15 protein-coding genes are annotated in these 18,024 nt (G+C 69.7%); 6 read left to right on the forward strand and 9 right to left on the reverse strand.

Annotated elements, in window-relative coordinates:
- Nucleotides 1–114: 114 nt before the first annotated feature.
- Both KDH83_RS06455 and KDH83_RS06460 read left to right on the forward strand, forming a co-directional pair.
- Nucleotides 115–1,119 (forward strand): tripartite tricarboxylate transporter substrate binding protein, encoded by a 1,005-nt coding sequence (locus KDH83_RS06455; protein WP_212313637.1) that lies wholly within the window; start codon nucleotides 115–117, stop codon nucleotides 1,117–1,119.
- A 25-nt stretch (nucleotides 1,120–1,144) separates the two neighbouring features.
- Nucleotides 1,145–2,320: an enolase C-terminal domain-like protein gene (locus KDH83_RS06460; protein ID WP_212313638.1), complete on the forward strand. Its 1,176-nt coding sequence runs from the start codon at nucleotides 1,145–1,147 to the stop codon at nucleotides 2,318–2,320.
- A 63-nt stretch (nucleotides 2,321–2,383) separates the two neighbouring features.
- Here the strand turns inward: KDH83_RS06460 and KDH83_RS06465 are convergent, their stop codons facing one another.
- Together KDH83_RS06465 and KDH83_RS06470 are read right to left on the reverse strand one after the other, a co-directional pair.
- Nucleotides 2,384–2,803, reverse strand: a complete 420-nt coding sequence (locus KDH83_RS06465) for an SUKH-3 domain-containing protein (RefSeq protein WP_212313639.1) — start codon at nucleotides 2,801–2,803, stop codon at nucleotides 2,384–2,386.
- A gap of 46 nt (nucleotides 2,804–2,849) precedes the next feature.
- Nucleotides 2,850–3,923, reverse strand: coding sequence for a hypothetical protein (locus KDH83_RS06470; protein ID WP_212313640.1), 1,074 nt, complete (start codon nucleotides 3,921–3,923; stop codon nucleotides 2,850–2,852).
- Between the two features lie 315 nt (nucleotides 3,924–4,238).
- On the opposite strand from KDH83_RS06470, the gene KDH83_RS06475 reads away from it, so the two are divergent.
- Entirely contained in the window at nucleotides 4,239–5,771 is a 1,533-nt protein-coding gene (locus KDH83_RS06475; RefSeq protein ID WP_212313642.1) for a hypothetical protein, read from the forward strand.
- Nucleotides 5,772–5,817: 46 nt separating this feature from the next.
- Here KDH83_RS06475 and KDH83_RS06480 read toward each other — a convergent pair whose 3' ends face one another.
- From KDH83_RS06480 to KDH83_RS06495, 4 genes are all read right to left on the reverse strand, one after another.
- Nucleotides 5,818–6,675 (reverse strand): arylamine N-acetyltransferase, encoded by an 858-nt coding sequence (locus KDH83_RS06480; RefSeq protein WP_212313644.1) that lies wholly within the window; start codon nucleotides 6,673–6,675, stop codon nucleotides 5,818–5,820.
- 168 nt (nucleotides 6,676–6,843) lie between these two features.
- The gene (locus tag KDH83_RS06485; protein ID WP_212313692.1) at nucleotides 6,844–7,293 is read right to left on the reverse strand and encodes a YbaN family protein; all 450 of its coding nucleotides are present in this window, start codon (nucleotides 7,291–7,293) and stop codon (nucleotides 6,844–6,846) included.
- Nucleotides 7,293–7,883 carry a biliverdin-producing heme oxygenase gene (locus KDH83_RS06490; protein ID WP_212313646.1) on the reverse strand — a complete coding sequence of 197 codons (591 nt, stop codon included), beginning with the start codon at nucleotides 7,881–7,883 and terminating at the stop codon, nucleotides 7,293–7,295. Before KDH83_RS06490 ends, KDH83_RS06485 begins: the two co-directional genes overlap by 1 nt.
- Before the next feature lie 70 nt (nucleotides 7,884–7,953).
- Complete coding sequence (locus tag KDH83_RS06495; protein WP_249204894.1) at nucleotides 7,954–10,905, reverse strand: TonB-dependent receptor; 2,952 nt, start codon at nucleotides 10,903–10,905, stop codon at nucleotides 7,954–7,956.
- Nucleotides 10,906–11,295: 390 nt separating this feature from the next.
- Here KDH83_RS06495 and KDH83_RS06500 point away from each other — a divergent pair, with 390 nt between their 5' ends.
- Together KDH83_RS06500 and KDH83_RS06505 are read left to right on the forward strand one after the other, a co-directional pair.
- Nucleotides 11,296–11,835, forward strand: a complete 540-nt coding sequence (locus KDH83_RS06500; protein ID WP_212313648.1) for a sigma-70 family RNA polymerase sigma factor — start codon at nucleotides 11,296–11,298, stop codon at nucleotides 11,833–11,835.
- The gene (locus KDH83_RS06505; RefSeq protein WP_212313650.1) at nucleotides 11,828–12,832 is read left to right on the forward strand and encodes a FecR family protein; all 1,005 of its coding nucleotides are present in this window, start codon (nucleotides 11,828–11,830) and stop codon (nucleotides 12,830–12,832) included. The genes KDH83_RS06500 and KDH83_RS06505 overlap by 8 nt, the downstream gene beginning before the upstream one ends.
- A 46-nt stretch (nucleotides 12,833–12,878) precedes the next feature.
- Here KDH83_RS06505 and KDH83_RS06510 read toward each other — a convergent pair whose 3' ends face one another.
- Nucleotides 12,879–13,760 carry a LysR family transcriptional regulator gene (locus KDH83_RS06510; protein WP_212313653.1) on the reverse strand — a complete coding sequence of 294 codons (882 nt, stop codon included), beginning with the start codon at nucleotides 13,758–13,760 and terminating at the stop codon, nucleotides 12,879–12,881.
- Nucleotides 13,761–13,908: 148 nt separating this feature from the next.
- Between KDH83_RS06510 and KDH83_RS06515 the strand changes: the two genes are divergently transcribed.
- On the forward strand, nucleotides 13,909–15,027 hold the full coding sequence (locus KDH83_RS06515) for an agmatine deiminase family protein (protein WP_212313667.1): 1,119 nt from the start codon (nucleotides 13,909–13,911) through the stop codon (nucleotides 15,025–15,027).
- A gap of 76 nt (nucleotides 15,028–15,103) precedes the next feature.
- Here the strand turns inward: KDH83_RS06515 and KDH83_RS06520 are convergent, their stop codons facing one another.
- Nucleotides 15,104–16,366 carry an FAD-dependent oxidoreductase gene (locus KDH83_RS06520; protein WP_249204895.1) on the reverse strand — a complete coding sequence of 421 codons (1,263 nt, stop codon included), beginning with the start codon at nucleotides 16,364–16,366 and terminating at the stop codon, nucleotides 15,104–15,106.
- Nucleotides 16,366–17,943: an aldehyde dehydrogenase (NADP(+)) gene (locus tag KDH83_RS06525; RefSeq protein WP_212313670.1), complete on the reverse strand. Its 1,578-nt coding sequence runs from the start codon at nucleotides 17,941–17,943 to the stop codon at nucleotides 16,366–16,368. The genes KDH83_RS06520 and KDH83_RS06525 overlap by 1 nt, the downstream gene beginning before the upstream one ends.
- Between the last annotated feature and the right edge of the window lie 81 nt (nucleotides 17,944–18,024).

The following is an 18,024-nucleotide window of genomic DNA, read 5'->3' on the forward strand; positions in this document are numbered from 1 at the left end:
CGGACGCCATCCGAAGACACCGCCCCAAGACGCCCCCGGAAGACATCACAGCCGCCACGGCGCTTCACCCACGACAGCGCGTCCCACGCAGGACGCGCGCCCCAAGGAGACATCATGACCCGCATTCCCGCCCGCCTGCTCGGCGCGCTGCCCCGGCTGTACGCGGCCGCGCTGTGCCTGGCCGCCACATCGACCCAGCCCGCCCGCGCCGACACCCCGGCCTATCCCTCGCGCCCGATCACGATGGTGATCCAGTATCCGGCGGGCGGGCCGTCCGACATCCTGGCCCGCATCCTCGCCCCGCGCCTGCAGGCGCGGCTGGGCCAGCCCGTCATCGTCGAGGCCCGGGTCGGCGCGGGCGGCAATATCGGCACCGACGTGGTGGCCAAGGCCCAACCCGACGGCCACACGCTACTGCTGTCATCCAGCGGCCCGCTGGCCATCAGCCCCTGGCTCTATCCCAAGCTGTCCTACGATCCGCTGCGCGACCTGGCGCCCGTGGTCGAGGTGGCGGCGGTGCCGCTGGTGCTGATGGTCAACCGCGCCAGCCCGGCCCAGACCGCGCCGGCCCTGCTGGCCGAACTCAAGGCCCGGCCCGGCCGCTACACCTACGGCTCGTCCGGCAACGGCACGCCCCAGCACCTGTCGTCCGCGCTGCTGGAATCGCTGACAGGCGCGCGCGCCGTGCACGTGCCGTACAAGGGCCAGGCGCCAATGGCGGTGGACCTGATGGGCGGACAGATCGACTTCGCCATCGACAGCATGGTTTCGGCCATGCCCAACCTGACCAGCAACCGCCTGCGGCCCCTGGCGGTCACCAGCAAGCAGCGCTCGGCGCTGCTGCCGGACGTGCCCACGCTGGACGAGGCCGGTGTGCCGGGCTACGAATCGCTGGCCTGGTACGGCCTGATGGCGCCGGCCGCCACGCCCGCCCCCATCGTCGCCCGCCTGAACCAGGTCATGCGCGAGGTCATGGACCTGCCCGAGGTGCGCGAGCAGATCGCCCGGCTCGGCAGCCCCGCCGTGCACGGCACGCCCGAGCAGTTCGGCGCCTTCATCCGCGCCGAGCATCAGAAATGGGGCGACATCGTCCGCCGCACCGGCGCCTCCCTCGATTGATTCCCGCCACTCCCGCCCACGCCCCATGAAGATCGTCCACGCCTGCGAACAGACCCTCCGTATCGATGCCAAGCTGCGCAACGCGCGGGTGGACTTCAGCGAAATGACGGCCACCATCGTCGCCATCGCCACCGACCAGTTCCGCGACGGTCGGCGCGTGGCGGGCTACGCCTTCAATTCCTTCGGCCGCTATGCCTGCGGCGGCCCGATGCGCGAGCGCTTCATCCCGCGCCTGCTGGCCGCGCCGCCGTCCGACCTGCTGGACCCGGACAGCGGCCGGCTCGATCCGCCGCGCGCCGTGGCCGCGCTGCTGCGCCGTGAAAAAGCCGGCGCGCATGCCGAGCGCTCGATGGCCGTGGGCACGCTGGAACTGGCCTTGTGGGACGCGGCGGCCAAGCTGGAGGGCCGGCCGCTGTACCAGACGCTGGCCGAGCGCTATGGCGTGGCCGGGGCCGGCGAGCCGCGCGCCATTCCCTGCTATGCCGGCGGCGGCTTCTACAAGCCGGCCGACGACCGCGCGCTGCTGCTGCGCGAGATCCAGGGCTATCTGGACGCCGGCTACCGCGACGTAAAGATAAAGGCCGGCGGCCTGCCGCTGGCCGAGGACCTGGACCGCATCGAATCGGCGCTGTCGCTGCTGCAAAACGGCAGCCGCCTGGCGCTGGACGCCAGTTGCGCCTTCGGCCGCGACGAGGCGCTGGCCTATGCCCGCGCGATCGCGCCCTACGGCCTGCGCTGGCTGGAAGAACCCTGCGATCCGGCCGACTTCGAGACCTACCGCGCGGTCAGCCAGGCCTATCCGGGCCTGGTGGCCGGCGGCGAGAACCTGTATTCGAAGGAAGAAGCCGAGAACTTCCTGCGCTATGGGCCGGCCGGCGCGCGCCTGATCCTGCAGCCCGATCCGCCGCTGGCCTATGGCGTGGGCGAGTTCCACCGCATCGTGCGGATCGCCGCCCGCCATGGCGTGCCGGCCGCGCGCATCATGCCGCACGGCGGCAATCTCATGTCCCTGCACGTGGCGGCGGGCCTGGGGCTGGGCGGCGCGGAATCCTATCCCGGCCTGTTCGGCGCCTTCGGCGGCTTCGGCCGCGAAGTCCGCATCCAGGAAGGCCGCGCCTCGCTGCCCGCCTCGCCCGGCATTGGCTTCGAGGAACAGCCCGAGCTGTATCGGATCTTCACGGCGCTGCCCTTGAACGCTTGAGCCCTTGAACGGACGACGCTCTGCCAGCGGGTGGCACGGCCTGCGCCCGCCGTTGCCTCCGTCTCAGCCGTCCGCGTCGATTCCCGGGCCGTAGTTCAGGCCCAGCAACAGCCGTTCCAGCGCCTCGCCCAGCGACGAGCCCAGCCTATAGAGCATGCCGTCCGGCACCGTATAGACATAAGCCGCGCCGGCGGCGTCCAGCAGCACGATCATGTGGTTGTGATGCGCGTCGGCCACCGCGCGCAACGGCCCGGTGCGGCCGCGCCAGGGCAGGCCTTCCAGCGATTCGTCCTCGTCCGGCTCGCAGGGCCGTTCGTAGAACGCCACATCGCTGGCGGCGGTCTCCCGGCCCGCGCCCGTCTTGCCCAGCGACAGACCGGCCAGCGACGCCAGCAGGCGCTCGCCCGCCGGGTCCCGCGCCCCGTCGTCGGGTGGCGCCTGCCAGCCGGCCTCGCGCAACAGCGCGACGATGGAATCGGGCACGCCGCTCATCCGCGCGCCCCCGTTGCCCCGGCCGCCATGCGCCCACTCATTGCAGGTACGACGCCACTTCCTCCGGCGTCAGATAGCGCTTGAAGGCGACGTGCGGATTCTGCGCGTCGTGGCAGGCGCCCAGGAAGCCGGCCCAGCTGCGGCTGCACGCGTCGCCCTTGTCCAGGCCGATCAGCACGCGCTTGCCGTGCTTCTGCGCATTGGCGCGCAGCGGCGCCTCGCCCCAGGACCAGGCCAGCTCGTTGACCAGCTCGCCGCCCGCGTAGGCCGGCGCCTGCAGCCACAGGAAATCCGCCGTGTCGCTGTCGTTGTCTTCCGACGGCGGCGCGCGGTCCACGATGGCCTGGCGCACGCCCAGCGCCTGGCCGTGTTCGCGGATCAGGTTCTGCAACAGCGTGAAGGCATGGAAACCGTTGTTCACCGCGTGCGCCCGCGCCACGAAGCCCGTGCCCGACGCAGGCAGCACCACCACCAGCTCGTCCTCGTAGCTCATGTTCGCGGCCAGCCACAGGTAATGCAGCTGCTCGAACGGCAGGCTGCCGTTGCGGTTCAGGCGGTAGATCCGCGCCTGCAAGGCATCGTCCGCCAAGAAGGCCCGGTGGTTGCGCTCGTCGCGCAGCACCATCGCCATCATGGGCAGCACCAGCAGTTCCACGGCCTGCTGCAAGGTCTCGACCTCCCAGCGGCGCTCCTGCGGCACGGCCTTCATGCGCGCCTGCGCGTCGGCCCAGGCCTGCACTTCCTCGGGCTCGGCCTCGTCGTCGTCCTCGTCGACTTCCTCGGCGCAGTACGGCTCCAGCTCCTGCAGCCAGACGTCCAGCAAGGCATGGCAGGCGGGAAACAGGATGGCCGGGTCGGCGCCGTCCTCGACCAGCGCGCCGCCCATCAGCGCCAGCAGCGACGCGCGGTTGGGATGCACCTCGGGCAGCAGCGCGGCGCAGGCGGACAGCACCGCTTCCGTCCGTTCCGGCTCCTGCGCCTGGGCGTACAGGCGGCCGATCTCGGGCCGGTCGAAGAACACGTCGGGCGTATCGCGCTCGGCGGCCGAAGCCAGCGGGCTGCGCAGGAAGGCGAGCAGGTCGGACGGGAGTTCGAAAGCGGATTGGGTCATGGTGGCGGTGTAACGGGACGGAAACGGCGGCGCGCGAAGCGCCGGGCAAGGACGGGATGCGGGCGGGCAGGCCCGGCCCGCCTGCGATCTTACCGGACGCCGCGCGACGGGCGCGGAACGGCGGCGCCCGCCGGGCGGGCCCCGCATGACCTGGCGCAAGCCGGCGCGGGGGATTCCCGCGCGGACGGCGTCATGCCCCGCAAGAATGTCGACAAAACCCCGCCCATCGGGACTTTCCCTGCTCCTGTCGTTCGCCCGCATGCAGGCCGCCATGCCCGAGCTAGACTGCCATTCCCCATCCCCAGGAGCACTCGCATGAACCTGCCTGCCCGTGTCGTGGATCTGCACACCCATCTGTTCAATGCCCGCTACATGCCGCTGGAAAGCGTGATCGCCAGCGCCATGAACAAGGAGGAAAGCAAGCTCGCGGACTACGTCGCGAAGCTGCTGTACGCGCTGGCGGGTTCTTCCTATGCGGACGCCCAGGACCTGGGCGCGCAGAAGCACCTGCAGGTCGTGTCCGAGGACGAGTTCTACCTGGAGCGGATCTGGGAGATCACCCGCGGCGGACTGATGCAGGAAGTCCCCGCCGCCACGCTCGCCAAGCATGGCCCGGCCGACGTGCTGAACCAGCCCTGGAACGCGCAGCCGCTGGAGCCGGTGGCCTCGTCGGAGTTGATGGAGATCATCGAGCAGCTGTCGAACATCGACTACGCCGCCGAGGGCTGGATCGAGCCGGACCCCTCGCCGCTGCACCAGCCCGCCGTCCCGTACAAGCAGCTGGCGGCCGCGCCGATGTTCGTCGACGTGCTGGACTGGGCCCGGCGCGTGGTCCGCAAGGCGCTGCGCGCGGCCACGGACCTGATGGACAAGTTCGCCTGGGGCAGCCACGTCGAGAACTACCTGGAATTCTTCCTGACCATGCTGAAGTCGGAGAAGGCCGTGCTCAAGCAGCTGCTGTCCAGCTACGACAAGCTCGGCGCGGGCAACATCCAGGTGTTGCACATGATGATGGACATGCAGCTGGCCTATCCGGTGCCCAAGCCGCCGCGCTACCCCTTCCCCGAGCAGCTGCGGAAGATGGAACAGCTCAAGCAGGACAACCCGCAATCGATGTTCGGCTTTTCCGCCTTCGATCCCCGGCGCGACAATTGGCGGCAACTGGCCGACACCGCGATCGCGCACGGCTTCCTGGGCTTCAAGTTCTATCCGGCGCTGGGCTACCTGCCCATCGGCAACGCCGACCCCGTGCTGGAGAGCCGCGTGGCGGCGTTCTTCGACTACTGCATCACCGACGACATTCCGGTGTTCGTGCATTGCACGCCCATCGGTTTCCAGACGAAGGAAAAGAAAGGCCTGAACGCCCACCCGAAGCACTGGCGCGCGCTGCTCGAACACGAGCGCTGGCGCGATCTGCGGCTCTGCCTGGGCCATGCCGGCGGCGGCCGCGCCAGCAACCAGGGCGTTTCCTCGGCCGGCTGGATGGCCGACAGCGAGGCCGAGTGGCGCGACGCCGACAACTTCGCCCGCATCGTCGCCGACCTGTGCGCGACCTACCCGAAGGTGTATTGCGAACTGGGCTACATCACCGAGCTGCTGGACGACAAGGACGCGCGCGAACTGCTGGTCGCCAACATCGAGCGCGCGCGCGCCGAGGCCCAGCAGAACGGCCGCCCCCACGACTTCCTGGACAAGGTCGCCTACGGCTCGGACTGGCACATGCCCAGCATGGTCGACAACACGGCGCGCTACCTGGACGTGTTCGTCGACATCATGAACCGACCCGCCTATGCCGCGCATCGCGACCTGTTCTTCCACGACACGGCGATGGCCTACCTGAAGCGCTGAACCGGCGCGGGCCCGGGCGCGTCAGGGACCGACGGCATGCCGGGCGCTAGCCCGCCGTCAGCTCCCCGGCAGCCGCCTGCCTGCCGCTTGCGGCGGCCCGCTCGAACAGGGCCGCCGCCTCGTCCGGCGGCAGGTCCAATCCGAAGCGCTCGCGCAGGCAATCCGCCCAGGCCTGCGCATCGTCGTAGCGCCGCGTCTCGGGCGGCGCGCCCGTGTTGCCGCGCAACGTCAACACATCGTTCACCAGCAGCTCGCGCAGGCCGGGCGCGGTACGGCTGATGATCAGGTCGGACAGGAACACCGATTGCGGATGGCTGGACGTGTACCAGTTGCCGATCTCGAAGTCGACGGCCGGCGCTGGCCGCAAGCCGTACTGGTAGACCGTGTTCCAGCCCTTGGCGGTCTGGAATTCCAGGCTGAATTCATCCGGGCCGGCCGGCGCGATGCGGAACACGCCGTGCGGCGTTTCCTGCGGCACGTTCAGCAGGAACTCCAGCGGCGCAGTCTGCGTGGTGGACCCGAAGGCCACGTCGACGAACCAGCTGCGCCCGTCCAGATCCACGCGCAGCAGCATGTGCGTGAGGCCGGTGCGCACGTCCGCCGGCACCTGCCAGCGCACACGCGCGATCAGCGGCGTGACGCGAAAGCCCAGTTGCTCCAGCACGGCCTGGAACAGCCGGTTGTGCTCGAAGCAATAGCCGCCACGGCCACGCGCCAGCATCTTGTCGGCGATGCGCGCCAGGTCCAGGCTGACGCCCAGGCCGCTGTAGGCATCGATGTTCTCGAACGGGATGGCCTGCGGGTGCAGCAGATGCAGCTGGCGCAGCACGTCCAGCGTGGGTTCGACGGGGCCGTGATAACCGATACGCGTGAAATAGCGCGCGAGCGGAAAGGAGTCTGACATGGCGGTAACGGGCTGGCGCAAGGGTCGGGACGCCAGCAAGCATGGACAGTAGCGAAGGTGTCAATCTACCATACATTCAATTAATTACTTGAATGAATATTGCTGGAATGAAATTCACCGACCGACATTCCCCCGCGCCGTCCGGCAGCGCGGTTGAGGCGGCGACGCTCAGGCCGGCGGCGCGACGGGCGCCGGGCGCGACGCGATCCATCCGGCGCAGGCCGCCATGCCCAGGGCCACGCCCAGGCCCAGCATCCAGGACGGATGCGCGCCCCAGGCGAACAGCGCGTAGCCCAGCGCCATGCCGCCGACGGCATAGGCCTTGCCCTTGCGGCTGATCGCGCCCTGCTCGCGCCACTGGCGCAGGGGCGCGCCGAAGCGCGGGTGCGTGAGCAGCCAGGCCTCCATGCGCGGCGACGAGCGTGCGAAGCAGGCCACCGCCAGGATCAGGAAGATGGTGGTCGGCATCACCGGCAACAGCGCGCCAATAATGCCCAGCGCCACCATCAGCCAACCCAGCGCGGCCCAGGCGGCGCGCGCCAGCCGGCCCGGCTTCGCGGCGGGCCGCCGCCCTGCTTCCGGCGACGCCCGATCCGCGCCGGCCGACGGTTCTTCCATCACGCCAGTTCCTGCTCGACATAGCCGCGCACGGCCACGAACGCGGCGCGGGCGCTGGACACGACTTCGCCCTCCTGCTCCGGCGCCAGCGGCACCGCGTCCAGCGCCGCCGCGAAGTCGCGCCAGTGCTGCGCCACGCCTTCGGGATGCGCGGCCAGGTGGCGCGCGCCAAAGTCGCGGTCCAGGCCCAGCTTGCCGGCCAGCTTATAGAGCACGGCCGCGCCCAGCGTCGAACCTTCGGCCACGTACAGCCAGCCCAGCGCGCCGGGCACGGCCATGCCGGCGTCGGCCGCCGGCAGGGCCTCGGCCGGTGGCGCCATGCCCAGGTCGGCCAGGTCCCGCGTCACCAGACCCAGCCGGCGCCGCGCCGGCATGTCCGGCAGCAGCGCCGCCAAATCGGCGCGCGCATAGAGCGCGTCCACATCGCGCAGGAAGCGGTACTGCACGCGCAAGAAGCCCGCGTAGCGCTCGCGACTCGCGAAGATCCGCGCGCCCATGATGCGGCTGTCCAGCGAATCATGGGTGGACGTGGTGCTGGCCTTCAGGCGGCGGGCGCGGCCCGCGTCGGCGTGGGGCGATAGAGTGGTCATGGTGCATCCTCGCTGGCAGAGGTGGATGGGGCCGGCGATGGCCGGGGAAGAAGCGTGGCGGGCGTCATGGTCAGAACCTGGTCTGCACGCCCAGGAATACGGTGCGCCCGGGCGCCGGCATGAAGCTCTGCGCCAGCGGATCCAGGTAATAGCGGTTGGTCAGGTTCTGCACGGCCAGGTTCACGTCGGTGTGCTCGCGCAGCTTGTAGTTCAGGAACAGGTCGTACAGCGCGACCGAGTGGTACACCTGCTGCGGCGTGGTGGCGCCCACCTGCCAGGGCTTGTCGGCCTTCGCGGTCGGGCCCGAGGTATAGGTCACGCGCCCGCCCACGGTCAGCGTCTCGTCGAAGAAGCGCAGGCCGGCCGTCAGGTTCAGCGCCAGCCGGGGCGGGTTCTGCGTGTTGGTGTACGAACCCATGAAGCTGCCCGACGTGCAGTTGGGCGTGTCCTGCGTGGGCCGGTAGCGATTGGCGCTGGCGCGCAGCTTGGCGGCGAAGGCCGAATCGCAGGTCTCGGTCTTCAGGTAGTAGGTCGCCGACAGGTCGGCGAACACGCGGCCGGCATCGTAGTGCGACTGCAATTCCAGGCCGCTGGTCTTGTAGCTGTCGGCGTTGGAGAAGCGCATCAGGCCGTTCAGGCCGGGGCTGGGATCGTAGTAGCGAGTGATGTAGTTCCTGATGTTGTTGTTGAAGTACGCCACCTTCAACCCGGCCGTGTCGCGATCGGTGAACACGCCTTGGCGCAGCGTGCTGGTGCCGACTTCCCAGCTGCTGGAGCGTTCCGGCTTGAGGCTCTTGCCCGGATCCACCGACAAGGTGCCGCGGCTGGTCTCGAACAGCGACGGCATGCGCAGACCCTGCGTGTACGAGGCGTAGACGAAGGTGTCCGGGATCAGCTCGAAGTTGAAGCCCACCGACGGCGAGAAGCCGCCGCCGCTGCTGCGCTTCCTGCCCTCATAGCGGTAGCCCTGGACCATGTTGACGACCCGCTCTTTCTCGACGCGCGAGCCGGTCGCGCCAAAGTCGTTGTAGTTGACGCCTTCGAAGGGGTTGTTGGTGTTCTTGTAGACGATGCCGTTGTTCAGCCGGGGATCCGTCGCGGCCGTGTACTGGCCGTTGCGGTCCGGATACCAGGACAGGTAGCCATAGTCGCGCGGCTTGGTCACCATGATGAAGCGCATCGCGCGGTCCTCGCGCTGGGCAATGGCGCGGATGCCCTTGTCCTCGACGCTGAAATGCGTGTAGCGGCCGCCGGTCCACAGCGTCAGTTTGTCCATCGGCTTGTATTCCAGCTTGCCGTTCAGGCTGAATTCCTCGCGCTTGGCGTCGCGCAGCGTGCGGTTGCCGTTGATGTCGTGCTGCGTGATCACCACGCCCTTCTGCGGGCGGATCTCCTCGAACTGAAACGAACCGCCCAGGTCCAGCTTGAAATCGCCCATGCCGGTCGAGAAGCGCGAGACGTTGCCCAGGTCGCCGCCGATGCGGCGGTTGGCCTGGCGGGTCCAGTTGCGGTCCGAGCGGTAGGCCTGCGAGGTCGGCGCCATCACCGAGGTCAGCAGGCTGGTCGAGGCGTCCGTCAGCCACAGGTTGGCCGTCACGTCCACCAGCGGATTGCCGGCGGGCAGGTAGTGGTAGCGCGCCGTGTAGGTGTCGATCTTGGTTTGGCTCAACGGATACTGGTAGATGCCCGCCGTGCCGGAACGGAAGATGTCCGACGGCATGATCTCGCCGTTGCGCCCGTCGTAGCGGCGATAGCTCAGCTCCAGCGTGTGGCCGTCCGCCGGCCGCAGGGTGGCCTTGAGCAGCACGGACTCGGTCTTGAACGACGAGTTCAGCACTTCCTCGCCCGGCTTGTAGACCTTGGCCACGGTGGAATCTTCATAGCCGTAGCGGTCGAAGCTGCGGTAGCGCTCCCAGCCCTTCTCGCCGGTGATGTAGTTGCCCTGGTTGCGGCGCGCGTAGGCGGCCACGAGATCCAGGCGCTCGTTTGTATAGGCCAGCGCCACGCTGCCGGACTTGGCCTGCGAGCCGAACAGGCTGCCGCGGCTGTCGCGCGGCTGCGTGGACACGCTCTCTCCGGGCGTGCCGTCGCGGCGCGCCGGCCCCACGCCGTTGTTCCACACATCGCCCTTCAGGCGCACGCCGAAGCTGTTGCCGTCCACCAGGATGTCCTTGATCCCGAGGGTGCGCATCTCCACCGTGCCGCCGATGGCGCCGGACTTCATCGTCGGCCCCTTGTTGATGGTGACGTCGCTGATCAGGTCCGGGTCGATATAGCTGCGCTGCTGCGTGCCGGCGTAGCCGCGATATACATCCAGCGACTGCTCGGAGCCGTCCACCTTCACCGCCACGCGGCTCTGCCCCTGCACGCCTCGGATGTTGACGTCCAGCGCGCCGCCGTTGCGGCTGTCGCCAACCTGCACGCCGGCCACGCCCTTGAGCAGGTCGGCCGGCGACAAGCCCCGGCCGAAGCGGTCCAGATCCTTGCCGGACAGATACACCGACGAGCGCGGCGCCGTGTAGACCTCTTTCTCCGGTTCGGGCAGCCCGTCGGCCGTGACCACCACCGAGGGCAGCGGGATGGCCCCGGCCGAGGCCTGGGACGCCGCCGCCAGCGCATAGCTGCCATCCGCGCGCGGCAGCAGCCGCAGGTCGGTGCCCGCGAGCAGCCGGCGCAAGCCGCCGCTGACCGTGTAGCGGCCCGCCAGCGCCGGCGCGTTCAGCCCGCGCGTGAGCGCCGGATCGAAGGACAGCAGCAGCCCGGACTGGCTGGCGAACGTGCCCAGCGCCGAGCCGAGCGGCCCGGCCGGCACGTCGTAGCTGCGCAGCAGTGTGTCGTCGAGCTGCGTGGCAGGCCTGCCGGACGCGCCCGGCGCGGTTTCGGCCGCTTGCGCGACGCCGGCTGGCAGCATGGCGATGCTTGTGGCGGGCAGGCCCGCCAGCGCGCAACGCAGCGCCAGGGCCAACGGACGCAGGCGGCGCGGGGATCGGGAAGAACGGGGAAGATGACGTGCGGGGTACATGCTTTTCCTATCTCGTCGGGTCTGGAGCCGACGCCAAGCGCAGGCTTTCAGCTCCTCTGCCGCACGAGATCGGAAAAGGGATACGTTTTCCGGAGAAAAACTTTTCGCGCGCAATACGCGGATCGACAAGGCGGCGCCGGCGGGCACGGCGTTGGCCCTGCACACGCCCCCGCGCCACGCGACCGAGGCATGACGGCCGAGCGGCGGCGGGACCGTCCAGCCCCTGCGGCATCCATCGCGAGCAACGCGCCGGCAATCGCGCATGGCTGGCTCTCCGTATTGCGAATCACCCAAACTTTAATGATAATGGTTTTTATTCGTTTCTCAAGCCACGCCCACCCAGTTGCCGGCGCGGCCGTTCCCTCCGCTTCACGCAAGACCGTCCCGACCATGCACGCCCCCAGCCCGCCGCCGCCCTGCGCAGAGCGCGACAGCATCGCCGCCCTGTACATCGAGAACCATGCCTGGCTGCGCGGCTGGCTGGCCTACCGGCTCAATTCCTGGGGCCGCGGCGCGGCCGAAGACCTGGCGCACGACACCTTCCTGCGCATCCTGTCCAGCCGCGCCGGCGCCCCGCGCGAGGCGATCCAGCAGCCGCGCGCCTATCTCACCACCGTGGCCAAGGGCGTGCTGGTCAGCTGGATGCGCCGGCAGACGCTGGAGCGCGCCTGGCTCGAGGCGCTGGCCGCCCTGCCCGAGCCGCGGCATCCCTCGCCCGAGCAGCAGAGCGTCATCCTGGAAACCCTGCACGAGATCGACGCCATGCTGGACACGCTCAAGCCGCGCGTGAAGCAGGCCTTCCTGATGGCCACGCTGGACGGCATGAAGCAGCAGGAGATCGCCCGGGCGCTGAACGTGGCCGTGCCCACGGTCAAGAGCTACATCCACAAGGCCTACCTGGCCTGCCTGAGCCTGATGCCCGATGAATGACGCCGCCCGCGCCGCCGCCGGCATCCGCACGCCGCGCGACCTGCCGCCCCTGGCCCCGCGCATTCTTGAAGAAGCCGCGTCCTGGCTGCTGCAGATGCAGGACGGGCCGCTGCCGCCGGCCCGCCAGGCCGAGTTTGAACGCTGGCGCGCGCGCAGCGCCGAGCACCAGCGCGCCTGGCAGCGCGCCGAACGGCTGCTGGCCCGCATCGGCCTGCTGCCGCCCGCGCTCGCGACGCGCGCGCTGAACCGCCCGCCCCGGGCCGGCCGCCGCGCCGCGCTGCGCGCCCTGGCCCTGCTGCTCGCGGCCGCGCCGCTGGGCTGGCTGTCGTGGCGCCATCCGTTCTGGCGCGACTGGCTGGCCGCCGACTACGTCACCGCCGTCGGCGAACGCCTGGACATCACGCTGGAAGACGGCGCCGAGGTCGCGCTCAATACCGACACCGCGCTGGATCTGCGCTACGACGACAGCCAGCGCCTGCTGCGCCTGCGCCGCGGCGAAATCTACATCCGCACCGCCGCCGACACGCGCGCGCCGCCGCGCCCCTTCCTGGTACAGACCGACGATGGCCTGCTGCTGGCGCTGGGCACGCGCTACAGCGTGCGCCAATACCCGGGCTACACCGAACTTGCCGTGTACGAAGGCGCCGTGCAGATCCACCCCGACGGCGCCGACGTGGCGCCGGGCGCGAACATCATCGGCGCCGGCCGGCGCGCGCGCTACACGCGCCAGCGCATCGAGGCCATCGACGCCGCGAGCGAGGCCGCGCTGGCCTGGCGCAAGGGACTGCTGATCGCCGACGACATGCCCGTGGACCTGTGGGCGCGCGAGCTGGCGCGCTATGGCCGCGAGACCATCGAGGTGGACGCCGGCGCAAGCGCGCTGCGGATCTCGGGCACCTTCCCCATCGACGACATCCCGCAAGCGCTGGGCATGCTGGCGCAGACCTACCGCCTGCGCACCCGGCGCGAAGGCATGCGCGTGCGCATCAGCCGTTGAAAACCGGCCGGCCCGCGCCCGGGCGCGGACCATCGACGGCCGCGCATCAGCCGCCAGATGCCGACGCCTCCGGCACGCCCAGCGCCGCGCACAGCCAGCCGCAGAACGCCCGCGCCAGCGGATCGTCCTGACTGTCGCGATGCACCAGCCAGGCCCAGTTCGGACCGCGCACGGTCTGTTCCGTCATCGCGGCCAGCGCGCCCTCGTCGCGCCAGCGCCGGGCCAGCAGGGCGCTGACCAACGCCATGCCCAGCCCCTCGTGTGCCGCGTCCAGCAGCAGCCCCGGATCGGAAAAATTCATGCCCTGCGCGCGCTGGCCCACATCGGCCCCGCCCTGCGTCTCCCAGTGGCTCCAGTCCATCTCACGCTCGCCGTGCAGCGTGGCCGGCGCCCCCGCGCCCGGCGCGAGCAAGCGCGGATGGCAGGCCGGATACAGGCGGTCCTCGACCAGCACGCGAAACGCGCAATCGGCCTGCGGCGCCAGATCGTCGCGCAGCGCGATGTCCACCGTCTGCGTCGCCATGTCCGGCGGCGCGTCGCTGGTATAGAGCCACAGGTCGGCCTCGGGCCGCGCGGCGCGGAATGATTCCAGCCTGGGCATCAGCCAGTGGCGGGCGAAGGCCGGGCTGGCGTTCACGATCAATTGATTGGGCTTGCGGTACTGGTCCAGCCGGCGGATGCCCGCCGCCAGCTGCCGCAGCATCGCCTGCGTGGTGCCCAGCAGATCCCAGCCCGCGTCGGTCAGCGACACCGCCCGCCCCTGCCGGAAGAACACCGGCTGGCCCAGGTAGGCCTCCAGGCTGCGCACCTGCTGGCTGATGGCCGACTGCGTCACGTGCAGCTCTTCCGCCGCCTTGTGGAAACTGCCCAGCCGGGCGGCCGCCTCGAAGCCGCGCAGCACGTTCAAGGGAGGCCAGTGCTTCAACATATCGATAAGCCTTGCTAATCAGTATTCCGCTAAATATATCGCTTGTCCGCGTATTTTTCCGGGAAATACACTGTCGTTCGAAGGTTGCGCGCCCTTTTTCCATCAACAAGCATTTTTTATCGATCCATACCGATACCAGGAGCCCCGCGTGACGACCCACCGCCGATTCCTCCAACATTCCGCCCTGCTGCTTGGGGCGCAAGCCGTGCCGCTGGGCCTGGCCTTCCACACCCCGGCCGCACGCGCCGCCGTCAAGGGCTGGCACATGGCCGAAGAGAACGCGCCACAGGCGCGCGCCTTCATCGCCTTCGGCGCCCAGCAAGCCATCTGGGAGGACTACACGCCCGACGTGCAGGCCGCGCTGGGCCGCATCGCCCGCGCCATCGCCGCCTTCCAGCCCGTCACCGTGTACTGCCGGTCCGAGGAACGCCGTCTGGCCGAACACCATTGCGGCGCGGCCCGCGTCCGCTTCGAGGAAGCGCCGCTGGACGATATCTGGATACGCGACATCGGCCCGGTCTTCCTGGCCGACGGCCAGGGCAGCGTGGCCGGCGTGGACTTCAACTTCAACGGCTGGGGCGACAAGCAGCGCCACGACGCCGATTCCCGCCTGGCCAAGATCATGTGCGACGGCCTGGACATCGACCACCTGCGCAGCGACCTGGTCGGCGAAGGCGGCGGCATCGAGACCGACGGCCTGGGCACGGCCATCATGACCGAGAGCAGCTGGCTCAACGACAACCGCAATCCGCGCTGGACCAAGGCCGAGATCGAGCAGGCGCTGGCGCACGACCTGGGTTTCCGCAAGATCATCTGGCTGCCCGGCATCAAGGGCCGGGACATCACCGACGCCCACGTCGACTTCTATGCCCGCTTTGCCCGCCCCGGCGTGGTCGTCGCCAACCTGGACATGGATCCGGATTCCTACGACTACGAACTGACGCGCAAGCACCTGGACATCCTCATGCGCAGCACCGACGCCGACGGCAAGCCGCTGGACATCCACACCCTGCCGCCGCCGCAGAACCCGCGCCGCAGCCGCTTCCTGCGCGACAACCCCGATTTCGCCGCCGGCTACATCAACTACTTCGTCATCAACGGCGCCGTCATCGCGCCCGAGTTCGGCGACGCCAAGGCCGACGCCCATGCGCGCGAACTGCTGGAAAGGCTGTATCCGGGGCGCAAGGTGGTGCAGCTGAACATCGACGCCATCGCGTCGGGGGGAGGCGGGATTCATTGCGTGACGAATCAGATGCCCGGCGCCTAGTCTCCGGACGGCGCGCGTCTGGCCTCTTGCATGGCCGCCCACCCGTGGCCGGCCATGCCGGGCATCGCGCCGCGAGTCACGCGAACCGATCCAGCCGATAACAGGACAGCTCGGGCAAGGCAGGCAGACGGGCGGACTCGCCAGCGGGCATGGCCAATCCCGCGATCAGCTCGGCGGTAATCGCCGCCTGCGTCAAGCCCAGGTGCTGATGTCCAAAGGCCAGCAACACCCTACCTGCGCAAGCCACGTCGATCACCGGGAGCGAATCAGGCAAGGAAGGCCGGAACCCCATCCACGGCGTGGCGTCGCGGGCGTCCAGGTCCTGCTCGAACAGGCCCTTGCTGAGTCGATGCAGCTGCCAGGCGCGCGCCATCGCCGGGGGCCGCGCCAGGCCGGCGAACTCGACGGTGCCCGCCAGCCGCAGTCCGCCGGACAGCGGCGTCATGATGAATCGGCGCTCGAACGACGTGACCGCGAACGGCAGCCGGTCGTGTTCGTGCGGCAGCATCAGGTGATAGCCGCGCTCCGTATCCAGGGGAACGCGCTGGCCGGTCAAGCGGGCGGTGAGCGACGCCGAATGCGCGCCACACGCGATCAACACGCGACGAGCGCTCAATCCGCCGTCACTGCCATGCAAAACCACTCCGTCGTCAGACAGGCGGCCATCGCCGATGTCCTGCTTCAGGAAGCGCACGCCGCTGGCCCGGGCTGCTGCGACGAGATCGCGGACCACCTGGTACGGATCGATGAAATGGCCTGTCGCGGGAAAGAACAGGCCGCCGAGCAGATGCCTGCTCAACAAGGGTGCCGCCTCGCCCACCGCGGCCGCGTTCCAGTGATCCGCCGGCACACCCTGATCGCGCATGCGCGCCAGCAAGCCCTCGACCGCCGGGCGGGAGTCCTGGCGCTCGTAGACCAGGAGCGAGCCCTCTTCCTTGAGCAGGTCCGGACGATCGATGGAACGCAGCAGCCGTTGCCACGCCGCCAGGCTGCATTCGTTGAGCGCGCGCAAACCCGCCACGCTGCGCCGATATGGCGCTGGACGCAGATTCAGCAGCAGGCGGGTGAACCACGGCAGCGCGCGAGGCAGGTACTTCCAGTCCAGGCGCAGCGGCCCCATGGGATCCATCAGCATGGCGGGCAGTCGCTTGATAATGGACAGATCGGCAATCGGAAACACCTGCTCGGTCGCCAGATGCCCGGCATTGCCATAGGAAGCACCCAGGCCCGGTTCCTGCCTGTCGACCACGACCACGCGCAGACCTCGGCGCGCGAGCGTCAGGGCGCAGGCGACGCCGACGATGCCCGCGCCCACCACGACGATGTCTTCAGCGGCCATCATGCTTCCCGCTGACCGTCGAGCAGACGACGCAGTTGCAAGGGATTGGCAAAGGCGAGCGAGGCCGGCAACAGACTGTCGGGAAAGTCCTGGTAGCAGACCGGCCGCAGGAACCGCAGCATGGCCGCCGTGCCGACCGACGTGGCGCGCGCATCGGACGTGGCCGGGAAAGGTCCGCCATGCACCATGGCTGGCGCGACCTCGACGCCCGTGGGCCAGCCATTGACCAGCAGCCGGCCCGCCTTGCGCTCCAGCGTCGGCACCAGCGTCCGCGCGGCAGGGAGATCCGCCTCGTCCAGGTGCAGCGTTGCCGTCAGCTGGCCCTCCAGCCGCTCCGCGACTTCGCGCAACGCCTCATCGCTGCCGCACTGCACGACCAGCGAGGCGGCGCCGAACACTTCCTCTTGCAAGCGCGGATCGGCCAGGAAGTCCTCGGCCTGGGCAACAAACAGATGCGCCTGGCCCTGATTGGGGCCAAGGCTCTCCGCGCCGCGCATGACCAGTCTGGCCTTGCCGTTGCCGGCCAGCGCACGCACGCCCGCCACATAGGCCCGGTGGATGGCGGGCGTGAGCATCGTCTGCGCCGGGCTGCGTTCAAGCAGCCTGGCCGCCTCGTCGAGGAAGCGATCCAGTGGCTCGCCCTGCCTGGCGATCAGCAGGCCTGGGTTGGTGCAGAACTGGCCCGCGCCCTGCGTCAGCGAGCCCACGAAGCCCTGCGCCAAGGCCGCGCCGCGGGCCGCCAGCGCCGCCGGAAACAGGAAGACCGGATTGATCGAGCTCATTTCGGCATAGACGGGAATGGGCTCCGGGCGAGCGCGGGCCGCATTGATCAACGCGGTGCCGCCCGCGCGCGAGCCGGTGAAGCCCACCGCCTTGACGCGCGGATCGGTCACCAAGGCGATGCCCACCTCGTGGCCGGCCCCGTACAGCAGGGAGAACACGCCGTCGGGCAGCCCGGATCGCCGGACGGCGCGCGCCACGGCGCGGCCAACCAGCTCGCTGGTGCCGGGGTGCGCGCCATGCGCCTTCACGATCACGGGACAGCCGCTGGCCAAGGCGGACGCGGTATCCCCGCCCGCCACCGAAAACGCCAGCGGAAAGTTGCTGGCGCCGAATACCGCGACGGGCCCCAGCGCAATCTGCCGCTGCCGCAAGTCGGCGCGCGGCAAGGGCTGGCGGCCGGGCTGCGCCGGATCGACCCGCACATCGAGCCATTCGCCCGCCCTGACGACCTGCGCGAACAGGCGCAATTGCTGGCAGGTACGGCCCCTCTCGCCCTGGATGCGAGCAAGAGGCAGGCCGGTCTCCGCCGAGGCGCGCTCGATCAACGCGTCGCCCAGCGCCTCGATTTCATCGGCAATGGTTTCAAGAAAACGGGCGCGGACCGCCGGGGCCGTCTCTCGATAACCGTCGAACGCCGCCCAGGCCAGCGCGCAGGCCTGTTCGACCTGCTCGCGCCCGCCGCCGGCATAGCCGGGAGCCAGGACCTCATCGGTCGTGGGATTGATCGCGTGGATTGCGTCACGGTTTCCGGCAATGGCCTGCCCGCCGATGAGCATGTCGCCTGTCAATGTCATGGGATTTCCTGATGCACCTGATGCACCTGATGTACGTATGCCGCCGGCCGCGCGCGGCGCGGCCGGTCGTGAAGGGTAAGA

The organism is Achromobacter sp. Marseille-Q0513 (assembly GCF_018195695.1).
GTDB lineage: Bacteria > Pseudomonadota > Gammaproteobacteria > Burkholderiales > Burkholderiaceae_B > Achromobacter.

Excerpts from the sequence above, each read along its gene's own strand:
- KDH83_RS06490 (WP_212313646.1), bottom strand. The coding sequence starts at position 7,883 with ATGACCACTCTATCGCCCCACGCCGACGCGGGCCGCGCCCGCCGCCTG.
- KDH83_RS06500 (WP_212313648.1), top strand. The coding sequence starts at position 11,296 with ATGCACGCCCCCAGCCCGCCGCCGCCCTGCGCAGAGCGCGACAGCATC.
- KDH83_RS06485 (WP_212313692.1), bottom strand. The coding sequence starts at position 7,293 with ATGGAAGAACCGTCGGCCGGCGCGGATCGGGCGTCGCCGGAAGCAGGG.
- KDH83_RS06520 (WP_249204895.1), bottom strand. The coding sequence starts at position 16,366 with ATGGCCGCTGAAGACATCGTCGTGGTGGGCGCGGGCATCGTCGGCGTC.
- KDH83_RS06475 (WP_212313642.1), top strand. The coding sequence starts at position 4,239 with ATGAACCTGCCTGCCCGTGTCGTGGATCTGCACACCCATCTGTTCAAT.
- KDH83_RS06525 (WP_212313670.1), bottom strand. The coding sequence starts at position 17,943 with ATGACATTGACAGGCGACATGCTCATCGGCGGGCAGGCCATTGCCGGA.
- KDH83_RS06470 (WP_212313640.1), bottom strand. The coding sequence starts at position 3,923 with ATGACCCAATCCGCTTTCGAACTCCCGTCCGACCTGCTCGCCTTCCTG.
- KDH83_RS06455 (WP_212313637.1), top strand. The coding sequence starts at position 115 with ATGACCCGCATTCCCGCCCGCCTGCTCGGCGCGCTGCCCCGGCTGTAC.
- KDH83_RS06510 (WP_212313653.1), bottom strand. The coding sequence starts at position 13,760 with ATGTTGAAGCACTGGCCTCCCTTGAACGTGCTGCGCGGCTTCGAGGCG.
- KDH83_RS06480 (WP_212313644.1), bottom strand. The coding sequence starts at position 6,675 with ATGTCAGACTCCTTTCCGCTCGCGCGCTATTTCACGCGTATCGGTTAT.
- KDH83_RS06495 (WP_249204894.1), bottom strand. The coding sequence starts at position 10,905 with ATGTACCCCGCACGTCATCTTCCCCGTTCTTCCCGATCCCCGCGCCGC.
- KDH83_RS06460 (WP_212313638.1), top strand. The coding sequence starts at position 1,145 with ATGAAGATCGTCCACGCCTGCGAACAGACCCTCCGTATCGATGCCAAG.
- KDH83_RS06505 (WP_212313650.1), top strand. The coding sequence starts at position 11,828 with ATGAATGACGCCGCCCGCGCCGCCGCCGGCATCCGCACGCCGCGCGAC.